Below are 14,962 nucleotides of genomic sequence, written 5' to 3'. Positions count from 1 at the left end.
GGAGGAGCCCTGATCGTGCTTGCGCATGCGCGGCAAGTCCTTTCGCCGCGGTTTCGGCGTGTTTCGTTTTATTGCGGCGCTATTGCTTTCGGATTCAGCGACGCAACGCCGCGGCCCATGTGCGGCGCTTGGAGACCGAATGGAAGGCAGGCAGGCAGAGACGGATCGACGCCGCGCCCGTCGTCCGGTGCGCGCGTTGGCGCGTCAGCCCGTGAGCGCGGCCGCGGGGTCGTCCGACTCGAGCACGCCGCGCGCCCAGGGTTCCAGCTTGCTGGTGTCCGCGCGCAGCACTTCCTGCTTCACGGCCAGGATGCGCGACGGGTGCATCGAGAAGCTGCGCAACCCCAGTCCGAGCAGCAGGCGGGTGAAGGCCACGTCGCCGGCCATTTCCCCGCACACGGCGACCCCCTTGCCCTGGCGGCGGCACTCGGCGATGGTGTCGGCCACGAGCTTGAGCACCGCGGGATGCGCGGGGTCGTAGAGGTGCGCGACCGACTCGTCGGCACGGTCGATGGCCAGCGTGTACTGGATCAGGTCGTTGGTGCCGATCGACAGGAAATCGAAGTGCTTCAAGAAGGTCTTGAGCGTGAGCGCGGCCGCCGGAATCTCGATCATGGCGCCCAGCTTCACGGCGCCATGCACGACGCCGCGGTTGTCCAGCTCGGTGCGCGCGAAGTCGATCAGCGAGAGCGTCTGGCGGATCTCGCTCGCGTGCGCGAGCATCGGGATCAGCAAGTGGATTTCGCCGTGCGCCGCGGCGCGCAGGATGGCGCGCAGCTGCGTGAGGAACATCGCCGGATCGGCCAGGCTCCAGCGGATCGCGCGCAGGCCGAGCGCGGGGTTCAGGTGCTCCTGCTTGCTGCCGGACTTGTTCTCCAGCTGCTTGTCGGCGCCCACGTCGATGGTGCGGATGGTGACCGGCATGCCCTGCATGCCCTCGACCGCGCGCTTGTAGGCCTGGTACTGCTCTTCCTCGTCGGGCAGGCGCGTCTGGCGCGCCGACGACTCACGGCCCATGAAGAGGAATTCGCTGCGAAACAGGCCCACGCCCACCGCACCGGCCTTGACGGCACCCACGGTGTCCTCGGGCATCTCGATGTTGGCAAGCAACTCGACGCGCTGGCCATCGAGCGTGACGGCCGGCTTGTGGCGCAGCCGCGCAAGGCGCCCGCGTTCGAGATCGCCCTGGCGCTGCTTGAAACCGTACTCGGCCAGGATGATCGGCGAGGGATCGATGATCATCACGCCGGCGTCGCCGTCGATGATGACCCAGTCGTCCTGGCGCACCAGCTGGCTCGCGGTGCGCGCGCCGACGATGGCCGGGATGTCCATGCTGCGCGCGACGATGGCGGTGTGCGAGGTGCGCCCGCCCACGTCGGTCACGAAGCCCGCGAACACGCTCTTCTTGAACTGGAGCATGTCGGCCGGCGAGAGGTCGTGCGCGATCAGCACCAGCGGCACGTCGATGCCGTCGCCCGCGGTGGGATCGTCGTCCTCGTCGTGGCTGGTGGCGCGCTTGCGGCGCGGCGGGCTGGGCGCGAGCACTGCGGCCGTGCCCTTCATGCGATGCAGCAGGCGCTCGACCACCTGCTCCAGGTCGGCCTTGCGCTCGCGCAGGTACTCGTCCTCCATCTCGTCGAACTGGCGCGCGATGATCTCCAGCTGCGTGGTCAGCGCCCATTCGGCGTTGTAGAGCCGGTCGGTGATCCAGTGCTTGACGCCGCCGGTGAGGGCCTCGTCCTGCAGCAGCATCTGGTGCACCTCGAGCAGCGCGGCGAGCTCGTGCGGCGCGTCGTTCGGGCCCATCTGCGCCACGCTGGTCTGCAGCTTGGCCAGTTCGTCGGCGACGGCGTTGCGCGCGGTGCGCACGCGGTCGATCTCGGTCCCGATTTCCTCGGGCTTGATGAAGTAGTGGGCGACGTCGATGCGGCTGGACACCACCAGCACCGCGCGGCCGATGGCGATGCCACGGGCAACTGGGAGGCCGTGGACTGCGAAGGTCATGGCTTCAGAGCCCCCGTTCGCCGCGAGCGCGAAGCGAAGAAAGCAGATTCGGGAGATGCCGTCGAACCGGCTTTGCCGGGCGGCTGGCATCGCCCCCTGGAAGGGGGTTGGCGTTTACACGAAGTGAAAAAGCCTGGGGGTGGACCATTTCATTCGCCTTCGCCGAACTTGTCGTCCATGAGCTGGACGATGGCGTTCATCGCTTCTTCTTCCTGCTGGCCGTTGGTCTCGAGCTCGACGGTGGAGCCCAGGCCCGCGGCCAGCATCATGACGCCCATGATGCTCTTGGCATTGATGCGGCGGTCGCCGCGCGAGAGCCACACCTCGCAGGGGTAGCTGCCTGCGAGCTTGGTCAGCTTGGCCGATGCGCGTGCGTGCAGGCCCAGCTTATTGCTGATGGTCACGGATTTCTTGATCACTGTGCTTTCTTTTTGCCTGGTTCTGGGGAGCCGCCACCGCCACCTGCATGACGCCCGCGGTGCCACCCGCAATGGCGCGCTGCACGAGCGTGTCGAGCGGTTCATGGCGGTAGGTGACGGCGCGCAGCAGCATCGGCAGGTTGACGCCCGCCACCAGCTTGGAATGAACGCCGTCCACCAGCTTCTGCGCCACGTTGCAGGGCGTGGCGCCGAACACATCGGCCAGCACCAGCACCTGCGAGCGCGGGGCATGCAGCTGCTGCTGGAGCGTGATGCGTGCGGCGGCCAGGGTTTCCTCGGGCGACACGTTGGGCAGTACGTCCAGCGCGACGACGGCCTGCTCGCAATCGGGAAACACATGCAGCGCGCACTGCCGCAGCGCCTGCGCGAACGGTGAGTGGGCGATGATGAGGATGCTGTTCATGCGGCTCGGAGGACGACGCTTCGATTATGCGGGGCCGCCCAGGGGAAGTAGAGATACGACACAACGCGGCAGTCCGCAAAAAGGGACAGTGCGGCACGAAAATCCGCCGCGGCCGCAGCTATCGGAACCAGAGCAACAGCCGCCGTCGCGGCTGGCGGGACCGGGGTCATGGAAGGCGCAGGCCCTCGAAGAAGGTCTTCGGCGCCTCGGAAGAAGACGGCTTGCCGAGCACGGTGGCCTGGTACAGGGCCACGGTGCCGTTTTTCTGCGATTGGGCAAACCAGAGCACCTGGACCGGCGCGGCGCCTTGCTGCGCCGGTTCTGCCTCGAGCCGCACCGGCGGGGGCGTTGCGGTCGCACGCTGGAGGGTCGCGGGGGCTTCTGTCACCTTCGCCTCGCCCAACTGGCTGCGCGTGGCTGCGCGCCAGGCATGGAGCCAGGCCTCGGCCTGCACCGGGCCGTCGGCGGAGGCGTGGGCAATGGCGAAGGTCGCGCCGCCGGTCTCGCAGCCGGCCATGTCGACCTGCACGGATTCGGCACCCAGCGGCAGCGCGCGGTTCGCGCGGTCGGGCTTGCAGGGCAGGAGCGCGACCAGGCCCGCATCGGCGATCTGCACCTCGCGCCAGTTGAAGGTGGGGCTGCAGGCGGCGAGGAAGGCGGCCGCTGCAGTCAGCGCAAGCCAGGGGCGGGGGGCGAACGATGGCATGGGGGAGCGATTATCGAGCCACCCGATGCCGGATGGGCCCTCGCCAGCACCATCCCGCAGGCGGAACTAGAATCGCGCCGCCTCCCCCTTTCCCTCCCTCAGTCGCCGCCATGAAAAAATACATCGCTGCCGCCGCCGTCGCTCTTGCATTGGCCGTCGGCGTGGGCGTGTACCTCGGCTCCGGCAACACGGCGGCCCCGGCCTCCACCTTCGTGCTGCTGGACGGCAGCCAGAAGACCACCGCCGACCTGAAGGGCAAGGTCACCCTGGTCAACTTCTGGGCCACCAGCTGCGTGACCTGCGTCGGCGAGATGCCCAAGGTCATCGCGACCTACGACAAGTACAAGTCCAAGGGCTACGACACCCTGGCGGTGGCCATGAGCTACGACCCGCCGAGCTACGTCGTCAACTTCGCCGAAACCCGCAAGCTGCCGTTCAAGGTGGCAATCGACAACACCGGCAGCGTGGCGCAGGCCTGGGGCGACGTGAAGCTCACGCCGACCACCTACCTGGTCAACAAGCAGGGCGAAATCGTGAAGCGCTATGTGGGCGAGCCCGACTTCGCCGAGCTGCACAAGCTCATCGAGAAGCTGCTCGCCGAGGCCTGAACCCCCTTCGGTCCCACGAAAAAGGCGCTACCTGGTAGCGCCTTTTGTTTTTGCGGCCGCCGTTGCCTACTGGTTGCGGAAGCTGTCGTGGCAGGCCTTGCAGCTCGCGCCGGTCGGGCCGAACTGGGCCTTGAGCGCGTCGATGTTGCCGGCCTTGGCCGCGACCACTAGCTTGCCGGTTTCCTCGATCAGCTTCTGCTGGCGTTCCTTGAACTTCGCGTCTTCCTTCCAGACTTCGGGCTTGGCCTTGCCGCCCTCGGTGCCGGGGCCGAAGGCCGCCCAGGGCAGCTTGGCCATCTCGGCCACGACTTCGGCGTTGGCCGCGGCCGCCGCTGCATCGTAGGGAACCCGGCCATTGGCCATGGCGCCCAGGCGGCCGAAATGCTGGCTCATCACGAACAGCGCGCTCTGGCGGTACTTGATGGCGTCCTCGGGCTTGGCGAACTGGGCCGCGGCGGGCAGGGACATCGCAGCGCAGGCGGCTGCAAGGGCGAACGAGGCAAGTCGGGTCATCGTGGGTCCTTGTGTGGGCAGGAAACGCCGTCGAATGCGGCGCCGCGGCCGAGTGTAGGGGCAGGCCATGTCGGGCGCATAGCAACAACCCGAAGCAGCCTCGCGCCCGGATTTTGCTAATCTGCGCCTTCCGCAGCCTCGCGCGTCCGCGCCCCCATCGATGACCGACACCTCCGTGGCCGCCCTTCGGGCGACCGCCAGCACCGCGGCCCGCACGCGCGTCTGGGACCTGCCGACGCGTCTGTTTCACTGGGCGCTGGCCGTCGCCGTGATCGGCCTGGTCGGGACGGGCCTCAGCGGCATCATGGAATGGCACTTCCGCCTCGGGTACACGGTGCTTGCGCTGCTGCTGTTCCGGCTGCTGTGGGGCTTCGTGGGCGGGCGCTGGTCGCGCTTTGCGGCCTTCGTCTATGCACCGGGCTCGGTGGTCGCCTATCTGCGCGGGCGGGCCCATCCGGACCATCTGATCGGGCACACGCCGCTGGGGGCGCTGTCGGTGTTCGCGGTGCTGGCCATCCTGGCGTTCCAGGTCGGCACCGGCCTCATGGCCGACGACGAGATCTCCGCCTCCGGGCCGCTCACCCGCTTTGTTTCAGGTGCCGTCGTGAGCTTTGCCACGGGCTGGCACAAGGCCCAGGGCAAATGGATCGTGATCATCCTCGTGAGCCTGCACGTGCTGGCCGTGCTGTTCTATGTGCTGGTGAAGCGGCACCGGCTGGTGCGGCCGATGGTGTCGGGCGACAAGCTGGTCTCCAGCGCCAACGGCCAAGTCGCCGGGAGCCGCGACGATGCGGCGTCGCGCGGACTGGCGCTGGTGCTGTTCGCGCTGTGTGCCGGCGTGGCGTACGGGGTGGCTTCGCTGCGCGTATGAGTTCTTCGGTTTCACGCCCTCTGCCGCTGGCCGACACGCCCGTCGTCGTGCTGCTCACGCCCGACGAAGCCCACGAGATCGACGCCGCGCGCGCGATCTTTCGTGATTACGCGGCCTCGCTGGACATCGACCTGGATTTCCAGGATTTCGATGGCGAACTGGCCGGCCTCCCCGGCGAATACGCCGAGCCGCGCGGCACGCTGGTGCTGGCGCTGGTGGACCCGGCCAACATCAAGGAAGAAGCCGGCCGGCAGGCGCCCATGTTGCGGCGCGCCGATGGCTCGCTCGCGCACGTTGCAGGATGCTGCGCCCTGCGCCCGCTCGACAACGCGGACTACGCGAATGCGGCGGAAATGAAGCGGCTGTATGTGCGGCCCGGTTTCCGCGGCCTCGGGCTGGGCCGGCAACTGGCCGAGGCGATCCTGGACGCGGCACGCGCCGCGGGCTACGGCTGCGTTCTGCTGGACACCCTGGACGACATGGAATCGGCGCGGGCACTCTACGAAGACCTGGGCTTCGTGGAAGTGCCGCCCTACTATCACAACCCCATCGCCGGGGCCCACTACCTCAAGGCAGAGCTTTGATCGATCAGCCGCGGGCTTGCGACAGCAGCGTGTCCGCGTCGCTGACTTCGAACTTGCCCGGTGCCTCGACGTTGAGCGTCGCGACCTTGCCGTCCTTCACGAGCATCGAGTAACGGTTGCTGCGCAGGCCCATGCCGCGGCCGGTCAGGTCGAGCGTGAGGCCGGTGGCCTTGGCGAAATCGGCGCTGCCGTCGGCCAGCATGCGCACCTTGGCACCGGTCTTCTGGTCGCGTGCCCAGGCGCCCATCACGAAGGCGTCGTTCACGCTCACGCACCAGATCTCGTCCACGCCGGCGGCCTTGAAGTCGTCGAAATGCTGCACGTAGCCCGGCACGTGCTTGGCCGAGCAGGTGGGCGTGAAAGCGCCCGGCAGTGCGAACAGGGCGATGGTCTTGCCGGCAGAGGCCTTGGCCACGTCCACGGCGTTCGGGCCGATGCTGCAACCTTCGCCCTCGACTTCGGAATATTCCTGCAGGGTGGCCGAAGGAAGGGTGTCACCGACTTTGATCATTGAATGCTCCTGAAAAAGAAAAACGGCCCACATTGTGGGCCGTTTCCAGTTGAGTCGTTCGACTCGATGATCAGACCAGCACGGCCTTCTCGACCAAGCGGGTCACAACCCAGTTCTTGGTCTTGGAGATCGGACGGCTTTCCGTGATCTCGATGGTGTCGCCCAGCTTGTACACGCCATTTTCGTCATGGGCGTGGTACTTGCTCGTCTTGGCCACGATCTTGCCGTAGAGCTCGTGCTTCACACGGCGCTCGACCAGCACGGTCACGGTCTTGGCACGCTTGTCGCTGACCACCTTGCCGATCAAGGTGCGCTTGAGGGATTTTTTAGCTTCCGTCATGTTCACTCCTTACTTGGCGGCTTGGGTTTCTTGCTGCTTCTGCGCAAGAATGGTCTTGGCGCGCGCGATGTCGCGGCGCGTCACGCGCAGCGTCGAGGTGTTCGACAGCTGTTGCGTGGCTTTTTGCATGCGCAGGCCGAAATGGGCCTTTTGCAGGTCTTTGACTTCGGCTTGCAGCGCTGCGACGTCTTTCGTGCGCAGGGTTGCAGCCTTGGTCACCTTGGCCGGAGCCACGGTCTCTTTTTTCTTACGTGTTGCCATGGGTGTTCTCCTCTCAGGCGCCGAGCTGGCGAGCGACGAACGTCGTGCGCAGCGGAAGCTTGGCGGCGGCCAGGCGGAACGCTTCGCGGGCGAGTTCTTCGGGCACGCCGACGATCTCGAACACGATCTTGCCAGGCTGGATTTCAGCGACGTAGTACTCGGGGTTGCCCTTACCGTTACCCATCCGAACTTCGGCGGGCTTGGTAGAGATCGGCTTGTCCGGGAACACGCGGATCCAGATACGGCCACCGCGCTTCACGTGACGCGAAATTGCGCGGCGAGCGGCTTCGATCTGGCGTGCCGTGAGGCGACCGCGGTCGGTGCATTTGAGACCGAAGTCACCGAAGGCAACCGAGTTGCCCCGGGTTGCGATGCCGGTGTTGCGGCCCTTTTGTTCCTTGCGGAACTTTCTGCGTGCAGGTTGCAGCATTTTTAATACTCCGTAGTTCTAAGACCGATCACTCGGTCTTGGCACCGTCAGCTGCTGCAGCTGGCGCGGCTTTGCGGACGCGCTTAACGGCGGGTTTCGAGTCTGCACCCGGAGCAGCCGGAGCTGCACCAGTGGCTTCTGCGGGCTTGTCGCTGCCATCGGCCGGTGCGGTGTTGCCACCGATCGGGCCACGGCCGCCGGCGCGGGGGCCGGAGCTGGGACCACGACGGTCACCACCTGGACGGTCGCCAGGGCGACCATCACGGCGGGGACCACGCGGACGACGTTCTTCGTCGGGACGCGGCGTTTCGACGGCCGGCAGGTCGTTGCGACCCAGCGTGTCGCCCTTGTAGACCCAGACCTTGACGCCAATGACGCCGTAGGTGGTCTTGGCTTCCGAGGTGCCGTAGTCGATGTCGGCGCGCAGGGTGTGAAGCGGCACGCGACCTTCGCGGTACCACTCGCAACGAGCGATTTCGATGCCGTTCAGGCGGCCCGACGACATGATCTTGATGCCCAGGGCACCCAGACGCATGGCGTTTTGCATGGCGCGCTTCATGGCACGGCGGAACATGATCCGCTTTTCGAGCTGCTGCGTGATGCTGTCGGCGATCAGTTGGGCATCGATTTCGGGCTTGCGCACTTCTTCGATGTTGACGGCCACCGGCACGCCGAGCTGCTTGCCCAGTTCGCGCTTGAGGTTCTCGATGTCTTCGCCCTTCTTGCCGATCACGACGCCCGGACGTGCCGAGTAGATCGTGATGCGTGCGTTCTTGGCGGGGCGCTCGATCATGACGCGCGAGACCGAAGCGTTCTTCAGCTTCTTCTTCAGGTATTCGCGAACCTTGATGTCTTCGGCCAGCATGCCCGCGAAATCGCGGTCGCTTGCGTACCAGCGGCTGGACCAGTTACGGGTAACCGCAAGGCGGAACCCGGTTGGGTGGATTTTCTGTCCCATATTTCTTCCAGGCCTTCTTAGTTGCCAACCGTCACGTACACATGGCACGTGGGCTTGCTGATGCGATTGCCGCGACCCTTGGCCCGCGCCGTGAAGCGCTTGAGCGTTGCACCTTGCTCGACGTAGATGGTCTTGACCTTCAGCTCGTCGATGTCGGCACCGTCGTTGTGCTCGGCGTTGGCGATAGCCGACTCGAGCACCTTCTTGATGATCACAGCGGCCTTTTTCTGCGTGAACTGCAGAACGTTGAGCGCTTGATCGACCTTCTTGCCGCGAATGAGGTCCGCGACCAGACGGCCCTTGTCGACCGAGAGGCGGACACCGCGGAGGACTGCACGTGTTTCAGACATGGTCGTTCCTTACTTCTTCTGGACTTTTTTGTCCGCGGGGTGCCCCTTGAACGTGCGCGTGAGCGCAAATTCGCCGAGCTTGTGGCCGACCATCTGGTCGGTGATGTACACAGGCACGTGTTGCTTGCCGTTGTGCACGGCGATGGTCAGACCGATGAACTCGGGCAGAACCATCGAACGACGCGACCAGGTCTTGATCGGCTTCTTGTCCTTGGTCGTCACGGCCTTGTCGGCCTTGGCCACCAGGTGGTGGTCGACGAAAGGACCCTTTTTGAGAGAGCGAGTCATGGGCTATCCCTTACTTCTTGCGACGCGACACGATGAAGACCTGCGTGCGCTTGTTGTTACGGGTGCGATAGCCCTTGGTCAGGTTGCCCCATGGGTCGACAGGGTGGCGGCCTTCGCCAGTCTTGCCTTCGCCGCCACCGTGCGGGTGGTCGACCGGGTTCATCACCACACCGCGAACGGTCGGGCGAATACCCATGTGACGCTTCGCACCGGCCTTGCCGAGTTGGCGCAGGCTGTGCTCTTCGTTGGCCACTTCGCCGATGGTCGCGCGGCATTCGATGTGAATGCGGCGGACTTCGCCGGAGCGCATGCGGACCTGGGCGTAGACGCCTTCACGGGCCAGCAGCGTTGCCGACGTACCGGCGGAACGTGCGATCTGCGCGCCCTTGCCGGGTTGCAGTTCGATGCAGTGGATCGTCGAGCCGACCGGGATGTTGCGGATCGGCAGGGTGTTGCCGGCGCGGATCGGGGCTTCGGCGCCCGACAGCAGCGTTGCACCGGCTTCAAGACCGCGCGGGGCGATGATGTAGCGGCGCTCGCCGTCGGCGTAGCAAACCAGAGCGATGTGGGCGGTGCGGTTCGGGTCGTACTCGATGCGTTCGACCTTGGCCGGGATGCCGTCCTTGTTGCGCACGAAGTCGACAACGCGGTAGTGGTGCTTGGCACCGCCGCCACGATGACGGATCGTGATGTGGCCGTTGTTGTTGCGGCCGGCCTTCTGGAACTGGGGTTCCAGCAGGGCTGCGTGAGGAGCACCCTTGTGCAGGTGGTCACGCGAAATCTTCACCGCGCCGCGTTGGCCCGGCGAAGTGGGTTTCATCTTGATGACGGCCATGATTAAGCGCCTTCCCCGACGAGGTTGAGCTCTTGACCTGGCTTCAGGGTCACATAGGCCTTGCGAACGTTGTCGCGGCGGCCGATGGACTTGCCAAAGCGCTTGGTCTTGCCCTTGGTGTTGAGCACCGACACGCCCTGGACTTCGACCTTGAACATCAGTTCGACAGCGGCCTTGATCTCGGGCTTGGTGGCGTCTTGCAGCACCTTGAAAGTGACAGCGTTCGACTTCTCGCCGACCATCGTTGCCTTTTCGGACACGATCGGGGCGACCAGCACCGCCATCAGGCGGCCTTCTTCGAACGTACGTTCAGCGGCGGTAGGGTTCACGCGGCTCATGCGAACATCTCCTTGAGCTTGTCGACGGCACCCTTGGTGACCAGCACCTTCTTGTAGTGAACCAGCGACACCGGATCGGCGTAACGGGGTTCGACCACGAGGATGTTGACCAGATTGCGCGAGGCAAGGTACAGGTTTTCGTCGACTTCTTCGGCGATCACGAGCACGGACTCGAGATTCATTGCCTTGAAACGGGCTGCCAGCGGCTTCGTCTTGGGCGAATCCACAGTCAGCGAATCCACCACGGCCAGACGGCCTTCGCGAGCGAGCTGCGAGAAGATGGCGGCCATGCCGGCGCGGTACATCTTCTTGTTGATCTTCTGCGAGAAGTTTTCGTCAGGCATGTTCGGGAAGATACGACCACCCCCGCGCCACAGCGGCGAGGACGTCATACCGGCACGGGCGCGGCCCGTTCCCTTTTGCTTGAAAGGCTTCTTGGTCGAGTGCTTGACCTGCTCGCGGTCCTTCTGGGCGCGCGTGCCTTGGCGGGCGTTGGCCTGGAATGCAACGACGATCTGGTGGACCAGGTCTTCGTTGTAGTCACGGCCGAACACGGTCTCGGGAGCGTCGTACTTCGACGCGGCCTGGCCTTGTTCGTTCAGGAGTTCGAGTTGCATTACTTCGCTCCTTCAGCCGCTTGCGGCTTGGCCTTGATGGCGGGACGCACGGTGACGAAGCCACCCTTCGAACCCGGGATCGCGCCCTTGATGAGCAGCAGTTGACGCGCTTCGTCGATGCGGAACACATCGAGGTTTTGCGTGGTCTTGGTCACATCGCCGAGGTGACCCGTCATGCGCTTGCCGGGGAACACGCGACCGGGGTCTTGTGCCATGCCGATCGAGCCGGGAACGTTGTGCGAACGGCTGTTACCGTGCGACGCGCGTTGCGACTTCATGTTGTGGCGCTTGATCGTGCCTGCGAAACCCTTGCCGATGGAGGTGCCTTGCACGTCCACCTTCTGGCCCACGGAAAACACGCTGCCCGCTGCGATCACGCCGCCAGCCTTGTGCTGACCTGCGGTTTCGGCGGTAACGCGGAATTCCTGGATGATTTCGCCAGCTTCGACACCCGCCTTGGCGAGGTGGCCGGCTTCGGGCTTGGTCACGCGCGATGCTTTGCGCGAACCGAACGTCACCTGCAGGGCGACGTAGCCATCGGTCTCTTGGGACTTGATCTGGGTCACACGGTTGTTGGACACATCCACCACCGTGACAGGAACTGCGTCCCCGTCATCGGTGAAGAGACGCATCATCCCCACCTTGCGGCCCAGCAACCCGAGGGAGTTGCTCAGACTCATTTGTTTTCTCCAAAAATGGAAGCTCCCTTCGCCGCTGCCACTTCAATTGGCGACAGCGTTTGACCGGTTTCCCAGCCATCGAAAGAAGGTTGATAAATCTCTGCTCAAGCTACCCATGTGGACGCACCAAGGGCAGAGCCAGCGATTATAGCCCGCCATGCGGGCGCCGTGCAAGCGGTGTTGCGGGCCGGATTTTCGGAGGCGATCCGACCCTTTTCGCCTGTTTTCTGCCTACTTGGCAGGCATCGTGATGATGCTTTCCCCGTCCGGCGCGGATTTCAGTTCGCCTGAAGACTTCAGGACCGGGGCTGCCGCGCCGGTCTGGATGGGGATGGAAATGGCGCTCACGGCGCCCTTTTGCGTGATGAAGACATTGAGGTATCCGAGGCCTTCGCGCTCGCTCACCACGGTGACGGTCGCGGAGGTGCGCCTTGCCGTCGGCAGCGCCAGGGTGTCGTTGCCCGAAATCGTCAGGCCGGCATCGGCGCTGAAGCGCACCGTCGCGCCGTCCGGATCGGTCACGCCGCCGAACTGCAGCACGACGGGTGTGCCGCGGCCCACCTGCGGCACGGCATCGAGCCGGAATTGCAGCGTCACGCCGGAGTCATTCGGCTTCCGCGCGGCGGTCGTCATGGGTGCGCCGCGGTGCGAAGTCGATTTGGCATGGTGCACGCCCGGCGTGCCGTCGGCCATGGCCGGTGCCGAGAGCACAGCCAGAGCAAGGAATGCCATGGAGATCATCGAGCCTGATCGGATGTTCATGACGGCCTTCCCTACTGAATGGTGACGTTGAAGCATGTCGATGCCCCGGAATTGTTGAGATCGCTGACGGCCAGAACGTAGTCGCCGGCACCCAGGCTGACCTTGTTGCTCGACCGAGGGACCAGGCCGCCCCGGAAGATGTCGAAGTCGGGATTGGCGCCCGCGGGACCGCCGTTCACCGTGAACTGGTAGTCGCGGTTGGCTGGCGCGGTGAATCGAAGATAGGCGAAGCTGCCGAGCTTGTTGTCGTCGCCTTCGACGTTGGAGACGCATGCCTGGGTTGGCGCGCCACCCACCGTTGCCGTCCGGTACATCGGTTGCACCACGTTCGGAACCGCCGGCAGGCCCCCGCTGTTCGTTTCGGTGTCGCCGTAGGGATCGTTGGCCGTCGTGCTGATGTTCTGGCCACTCAGCAACCCTGCCAGCACGGAGGCGCTTCCCGGCGTCGTCGCATTGAACGCCGCCGTGAAGGGATGGATCGACGAGACGGGAGCGCCGCTGCGGAACAGGATGCCCGTCATCGCGTCGTGGATGGGCTTGAAGCCGACCTGCTGGTTGAGATTCCAGAAGATGGACTGGATCGAGCCCTCCCGATACCAACCCGGATTGGTCGTCGGGCCCACCGAGAGATTCACGTTGCCGCCCCCGGCCTGCTGGGCGCCCACCGAATCCACGTAGTTGCTCCGCCCGAGCGCAATGCCCGACCAGCCATTGCCCCAGCCCTCGGAAAACGCGAGCCGCCGGTCGACCCGCTCGCCCAGCGAGTGGGACCCGCCCGGCGAGTCGTCGCGGCTGAAGGCCGACTGGTAGTAGTGGCCCCATTCATGCGCAATCACGGGCGAATCGTATTCGTCGGTGTCGACGTTTTCCTTGCCGAGAACGTAGATCTCGCGGCCAGTGCTGCGGTTGATGAAGAAAGTGCTGCCAATCTGCCCGGCCGCAACGCTGCCTCCGGCCGGCACATTGTTGGGACTCCAGAACACGCGCAGCACCGGGAATGCCGTTGCGGGAGCAATCGACAACACCTTTTGCATCGCCGTATAGACCGTGTCGAGCACGGCAAACGGTGCGGCCACGCGCTGGCTGCTGTAGCTCGAGCCACCCCAGCCGGACCCGGCGCGAAGGTCGCGCGTCGATGCGGCCGCCCCAGACGAAAAGGGCGACGACTGCATGGAATACAGGGCGCTGCTCTGCGTGTTGTCGCGCACGCTCACATCCCAGGTCGGTCCGGCGCCGGTACGGGTCAGTTGCGCCCTCACGCGCACGACGATCGACGTGTTTGCGGGCACGGACACCGAATACGCGCCGCTGTCGTCGGTGGTGCTCACTGCGAGTTGCGCGGCGGAGGTCGCGTCGAGCACTTCGAGCATGGCGCCGCGCACCGGCTTGGCAGTCGTTGCGGAGTAGACAAGGGGACCGTTCGTGTTCGGAACGGATTCGTAGGTGGCCGTGCCGGTCAGGGTGACCGAACTTCCCGGCGGCGGCAGGATGGGAAATCCGCCCCCGCCGCCTCCACCCCCACCACCGCCGCAGCCCGCCAGCAGTACCGCGGCAACGCACGCCGCGCCCAACGCAAAAGAGAACTTGTGACTCATAGCTTGTGCTGCCCTCGTTTCAGCCGCGGCCGATGCTTGAAAGAATTAGCGGTGCGTGAGGATGCCATAGCCGCACCGCAAAAAACAAAGCCCGCCTGCATTTCTGCAGGCGGGCTTTGTCAAAACGCGACGCGGGGAGTTCTTACTACTTACTGCAGCTTGATCTCGACGTCCACGCCGGCCGGCAGGTCGAGCTTCATCAGCGCGTCCACGGTCTTGTCGGTCGGGTCGACGATGTCCATCAGGCGCTGGTGCGTGCGGATTTCCAGCTGGTCGCGCGACGTCTTGTTGACGTGCGGCGAACGCAGGATGTCGAAACGCTTCATGCGGGTCGGCAGGGGCACGGGGCCCTTGACGATCGCGCCGGTGCGCTTGGCGGTGTCAACGATCTCGGCAGCCGATTGGTCGATCAGCTTGTAGTCGAACGCCTTCAGGCGGATGCGGATTTTTTGCTTGGTAGCCATGGTGATGTTTCCTTTGCGTCCGGCTTAGATGTCGAGGATCTTTGCCACGACGCCCGAACCCACGGTGCGGCCGCCTTCACGGATGGCGAAGCGCAGGCCTTCTTCCATCGCGATCGGGTTGATCAGCTTCACGGTGATGCTGACGTTGTCGCCAGGCATGACCATTTCCTTGTCCTTGGGCAACTCGATCGCGCCGGTCACGTCCGTCGTGCGGAAGTAGAACTGCGGACGGTAGTTGTTGAAGAACGGCGTGTGACGGCCACCTTCGTCCTTGGACAGCACATACACCTCGGCGGTGAAGTGCACGTGCGGCTTGATCGAGCCGGGCTTGCACAGCACTTGGCCGCGCTCGACTTCTTCGCGCTTGGTGCCGCGCAGCAGCACGCCCACGTTGTCGCCAGCTT

At 65.0% G+C, this 14,962-nt stretch carries 22 protein-coding genes and 1 pseudogene; 3 read left to right on the top strand and 20 right to left on the bottom strand.

Going from position 1 to position 14,962, the window contains the following annotated elements:
* Nucleotides 1-204 precede the first annotated feature (204 nt).
* From ptsP to BM133_RS33805, 4 genes are all read right to left on the bottom strand, one after another.
* On the bottom strand, nt 205-2,004 hold the full coding sequence (ptsP, locus tag BM133_RS33820; RefSeq protein WP_093443838.1) for a phosphoenolpyruvate--protein phosphotransferase: 1,800 nt from the start codon (nt 2,002-2,004) through the stop codon (nt 205-207).
* 149 nt (nt 2,005-2,153) lie between these two features.
* A complete protein-coding gene (locus BM133_RS33815; protein WP_013543930.1) occupies nt 2,154-2,423 on the bottom strand; it encodes an HPr family phosphocarrier protein in 270 nt (89 codons plus the stop codon).
* A complete protein-coding gene (locus BM133_RS33810; protein ID WP_042578717.1) occupies nt 2,392-2,847 on the bottom strand; it encodes a PTS sugar transporter subunit IIA in 456 nt (151 codons plus the stop codon). The genes BM133_RS33815 and BM133_RS33810 overlap by 32 nt, the downstream gene beginning before the upstream one ends.
* A gap of 166 nt (nt 2,848-3,013) precedes the next feature.
* Nucleotides 3,014-3,553 carry a hypothetical protein gene (locus tag BM133_RS33805; protein ID WP_093443836.1) on the bottom strand — a complete coding sequence of 180 codons (540 nt, stop codon included), beginning with the start codon at nt 3,551-3,553 and terminating at the stop codon, nt 3,014-3,016.
* A gap of 110 nt (nt 3,554-3,663) precedes the next feature.
* Between BM133_RS33805 and BM133_RS33800 the strand changes: the two genes are divergently transcribed.
* Nucleotides 3,664-4,161: a TlpA disulfide reductase family protein gene (locus BM133_RS33800; protein ID WP_042578715.1), complete on the top strand. Its 498-nt coding sequence runs from the start codon at nt 3,664-3,666 to the stop codon at nt 4,159-4,161.
* Nucleotides 4,162-4,227: 66 nt separating this feature from the next.
* Here the strand turns inward: BM133_RS33800 and BM133_RS33795 are convergent, their stop codons facing one another.
* Entirely contained in the window at nt 4,228-4,674 is a 447-nt protein-coding gene (locus BM133_RS33795; RefSeq protein WP_093443834.1) for a c-type cytochrome, read from the bottom strand.
* 160 nt (nt 4,675-4,834) lie between these two features.
* Between BM133_RS33795 and BM133_RS33790 the strand changes: the two genes are divergently transcribed.
* Both BM133_RS33790 and BM133_RS33785 read left to right on the top strand, forming a co-directional pair.
* Nucleotides 4,835-5,545 carry a cytochrome b/b6 domain-containing protein gene (locus tag BM133_RS33790; RefSeq protein WP_093443832.1) on the top strand — a complete coding sequence of 237 codons (711 nt, stop codon included), beginning with the start codon at nt 4,835-4,837 and terminating at the stop codon, nt 5,543-5,545.
* Nucleotides 5,542-6,129, top strand: a complete 588-nt coding sequence (locus BM133_RS33785; protein WP_093443830.1) for a GNAT family N-acetyltransferase — start codon at nt 5,542-5,544, stop codon at nt 6,127-6,129. The genes BM133_RS33790 and BM133_RS33785 overlap by 4 nt, the downstream gene beginning before the upstream one ends.
* A 4-nt stretch (nt 6,130-6,133) precedes the next feature.
* Here BM133_RS33785 and BM133_RS33780 read toward each other — a convergent pair whose 3' ends face one another.
* The 15 genes and pseudogenes from BM133_RS33780 to tuf all read right to left on the bottom strand — a co-directional run.
* The gene (locus tag BM133_RS33780; RefSeq protein ID WP_093443828.1) at nt 6,134-6,640 is read right to left on the bottom strand and encodes a peroxiredoxin; all 507 of its coding nucleotides are present in this window, start codon (nt 6,638-6,640) and stop codon (nt 6,134-6,136) included.
* A 70-nt stretch (nt 6,641-6,710) separates the two neighbouring features.
* Nucleotides 6,711-6,980 (bottom strand): 30S ribosomal protein S17, encoded by a 270-nt coding sequence (rpsQ, locus tag BM133_RS33775; protein ID WP_093443826.1) that lies wholly within the window; start codon nt 6,978-6,980, stop codon nt 6,711-6,713.
* A gap of 9 nt (nt 6,981-6,989) precedes the next feature.
* Nucleotides 6,990-7,199, bottom strand: coding sequence for a 50S ribosomal protein L29 (gene rpmC, locus BM133_RS33770; RefSeq protein ID WP_093443910.1), 210 nt, complete (start codon nt 7,197-7,199; stop codon nt 6,990-6,992).
* A 55-nt stretch (nt 7,200-7,254) separates the two neighbouring features.
* Nucleotides 7,255-7,671, bottom strand: coding sequence for a 50S ribosomal protein L16 (rplP, locus tag BM133_RS33765; protein ID WP_021012789.1), 417 nt, complete (start codon nt 7,669-7,671; stop codon nt 7,255-7,257).
* 28 nt (nt 7,672-7,699) lie between these two features.
* Nucleotides 7,700-8,629 (bottom strand): 30S ribosomal protein S3, encoded by a 930-nt coding sequence (gene rpsC, locus BM133_RS33760; protein ID WP_093443824.1) that lies wholly within the window; start codon nt 8,627-8,629, stop codon nt 7,700-7,702.
* A 17-nt stretch (nt 8,630-8,646) separates the two neighbouring features.
* Nucleotides 8,647-8,979 carry a 50S ribosomal protein L22 gene (gene rplV, locus BM133_RS33755; RefSeq protein WP_007838134.1) on the bottom strand — a complete coding sequence of 111 codons (333 nt, stop codon included), beginning with the start codon at nt 8,977-8,979 and terminating at the stop codon, nt 8,647-8,649.
* A gap of 9 nt (nt 8,980-8,988) precedes the next feature.
* Nucleotides 8,989-9,267 carry a 30S ribosomal protein S19 gene (gene rpsS, locus BM133_RS33750; RefSeq protein WP_007838132.1) on the bottom strand — a complete coding sequence of 93 codons (279 nt, stop codon included), beginning with the start codon at nt 9,265-9,267 and terminating at the stop codon, nt 8,989-8,991.
* Between the two features lie 10 nt (nt 9,268-9,277).
* On the bottom strand, nt 9,278-10,102 hold the full coding sequence (gene rplB / locus BM133_RS33745) for a 50S ribosomal protein L2 (protein ID WP_093443822.1): 825 nt from the start codon (nt 10,100-10,102) through the stop codon (nt 9,278-9,280).
* 2 nt (nt 10,103-10,104) lie between these two features.
* On the bottom strand, nt 10,105-10,440 hold the full coding sequence (gene rplW, locus BM133_RS33740) for a 50S ribosomal protein L23 (protein WP_007838129.1): 336 nt from the start codon (nt 10,438-10,440) through the stop codon (nt 10,105-10,107).
* The gene (rplD, locus tag BM133_RS33735) at nt 10,437-11,057 is read right to left on the bottom strand and encodes a 50S ribosomal protein L4 (protein WP_013543942.1); all 621 of its coding nucleotides are present in this window, start codon (nt 11,055-11,057) and stop codon (nt 10,437-10,439) included. Before rplD ends, rplW begins: the two co-directional genes overlap by 4 nt.
* Entirely contained in the window at nt 11,057-11,737 is a 681-nt protein-coding gene (rplC, locus tag BM133_RS33730; protein ID WP_093443820.1) for a 50S ribosomal protein L3, read from the bottom strand. Before rplC ends, rplD begins: the two co-directional genes overlap by 1 nt.
* A 231-nt stretch (nt 11,738-11,968) precedes the next feature.
* Entirely contained in the window at nt 11,969-12,430 is a 462-nt protein-coding gene (locus tag BM133_RS33725; protein ID WP_256219444.1) for a hypothetical protein, read from the bottom strand.
* A gap of 80 nt (nt 12,431-12,510) precedes the next feature.
* Nucleotides 12,511-14,094 carry a hypothetical protein gene (locus BM133_RS33720; RefSeq protein WP_093443816.1) on the bottom strand — a complete coding sequence of 528 codons (1,584 nt, stop codon included), beginning with the start codon at nt 14,092-14,094 and terminating at the stop codon, nt 12,511-12,513.
* 149 nt (nt 14,095-14,243) lie between these two features.
* The gene (gene rpsJ, locus BM133_RS33715; RefSeq protein WP_007838118.1) at nt 14,244-14,558 is read right to left on the bottom strand and encodes a 30S ribosomal protein S10; all 315 of its coding nucleotides are present in this window, start codon (nt 14,556-14,558) and stop codon (nt 14,244-14,246) included.
* A 24-nt stretch (nt 14,559-14,582) separates the two neighbouring features.
* Nucleotides 14,583-14,962: pseudogene (tuf, locus tag BM133_RS33710) on the bottom strand (elongation factor Tu); the annotation flags it as partial.

It is taken from the genome of Variovorax sp. 770b2, assembly GCF_900115685.1.
Lineage (GTDB): Bacteria > Pseudomonadota > Gammaproteobacteria > Burkholderiales > Burkholderiaceae_C > Variovorax.
This window is presented reverse-complemented; position numbering and strand designations above follow the sequence as displayed.

Bases quoted from the DNA above. Each gene is read 5' to 3' on its own strand.
- ptsP (WP_093443838.1), bottom strand. From the start codon at position 2,004: ATGACCTTCGCAGTCCACGGCCTCCCAGTTGCCCGTGGCATCGCCATC.
- BM133_RS33810 (WP_042578717.1), bottom strand. From the start codon at position 2,847: ATGAACAGCATCCTCATCATCGCCCACTCACCGTTCGCGCAGGCGCTG.
- BM133_RS33805 (WP_093443836.1), bottom strand. From the start codon at position 3,553: ATGCCATCGTTCGCCCCCCGCCCCTGGCTTGCGCTGACTGCAGCGGCC.
- BM133_RS33800 (WP_042578715.1), top strand. From the start codon at position 3,664: ATGAAAAAATACATCGCTGCCGCCGCCGTCGCTCTTGCATTGGCCGTC.
- BM133_RS33795 (WP_093443834.1), bottom strand. From the start codon at position 4,674: ATGACCCGACTTGCCTCGTTCGCCCTTGCAGCCGCCTGCGCTGCGATG.
- BM133_RS33790 (WP_093443832.1), top strand. From the start codon at position 4,835: ATGACCGACACCTCCGTGGCCGCCCTTCGGGCGACCGCCAGCACCGCG.
- BM133_RS33785 (WP_093443830.1), top strand. From the start codon at position 5,542: ATGAGTTCTTCGGTTTCACGCCCTCTGCCGCTGGCCGACACGCCCGTC.
- BM133_RS33780 (WP_093443828.1), bottom strand. From the start codon at position 6,640: ATGATCAAAGTCGGTGACACCCTTCCTTCGGCCACCCTGCAGGAATAT.
- rpsQ (WP_093443826.1), bottom strand. From the start codon at position 6,980: ATGACGGAAGCTAAAAAATCCCTCAAGCGCACCTTGATCGGCAAGGTG.
- rplP (WP_021012789.1), bottom strand. From the start codon at position 7,671: ATGCTGCAACCTGCACGCAGAAAGTTCCGCAAGGAACAAAAGGGCCGC.
- rpsC (WP_093443824.1), bottom strand. From the start codon at position 8,629: ATGGGACAGAAAATCCACCCAACCGGGTTCCGCCTTGCGGTTACCCGT.
- rplV (WP_007838134.1), bottom strand. From the start codon at position 8,979: ATGTCTGAAACACGTGCAGTCCTCCGCGGTGTCCGCCTCTCGGTCGAC.
- rpsS (WP_007838132.1), bottom strand. From the start codon at position 9,267: ATGACTCGCTCTCTCAAAAAGGGTCCTTTCGTCGACCACCACCTGGTG.
- rplB (WP_093443822.1), bottom strand. From the start codon at position 10,102: ATGGCCGTCATCAAGATGAAACCCACTTCGCCGGGCCAACGCGGCGCG.
- rplW (WP_007838129.1), bottom strand. From the start codon at position 10,440: ATGAGCCGCGTGAACCCTACCGCCGCTGAACGTACGTTCGAAGAAGGC.
- rplD (WP_013543942.1), bottom strand. From the start codon at position 11,057: ATGCAACTCGAACTCCTGAACGAACAAGGCCAGGCCGCGTCGAAGTAC.
- rplC (WP_093443820.1), bottom strand. From the start codon at position 11,737: ATGAGTCTGAGCAACTCCCTCGGGTTGCTGGGCCGCAAGGTGGGGATG.
- BM133_RS33725 (WP_256219444.1), bottom strand. From the start codon at position 12,430: ATGGCCGACGGCACGCCGGGCGTGCACCATGCCAAATCGACTTCGCAC.
- BM133_RS33720 (WP_093443816.1), bottom strand. From the start codon at position 14,094: ATGAGTCACAAGTTCTCTTTTGCGTTGGGCGCGGCGTGCGTTGCCGCG.
- rpsJ (WP_007838118.1), bottom strand. From the start codon at position 14,558: ATGGCTACCAAGCAAAAAATCCGCATCCGCCTGAAGGCGTTCGACTAC.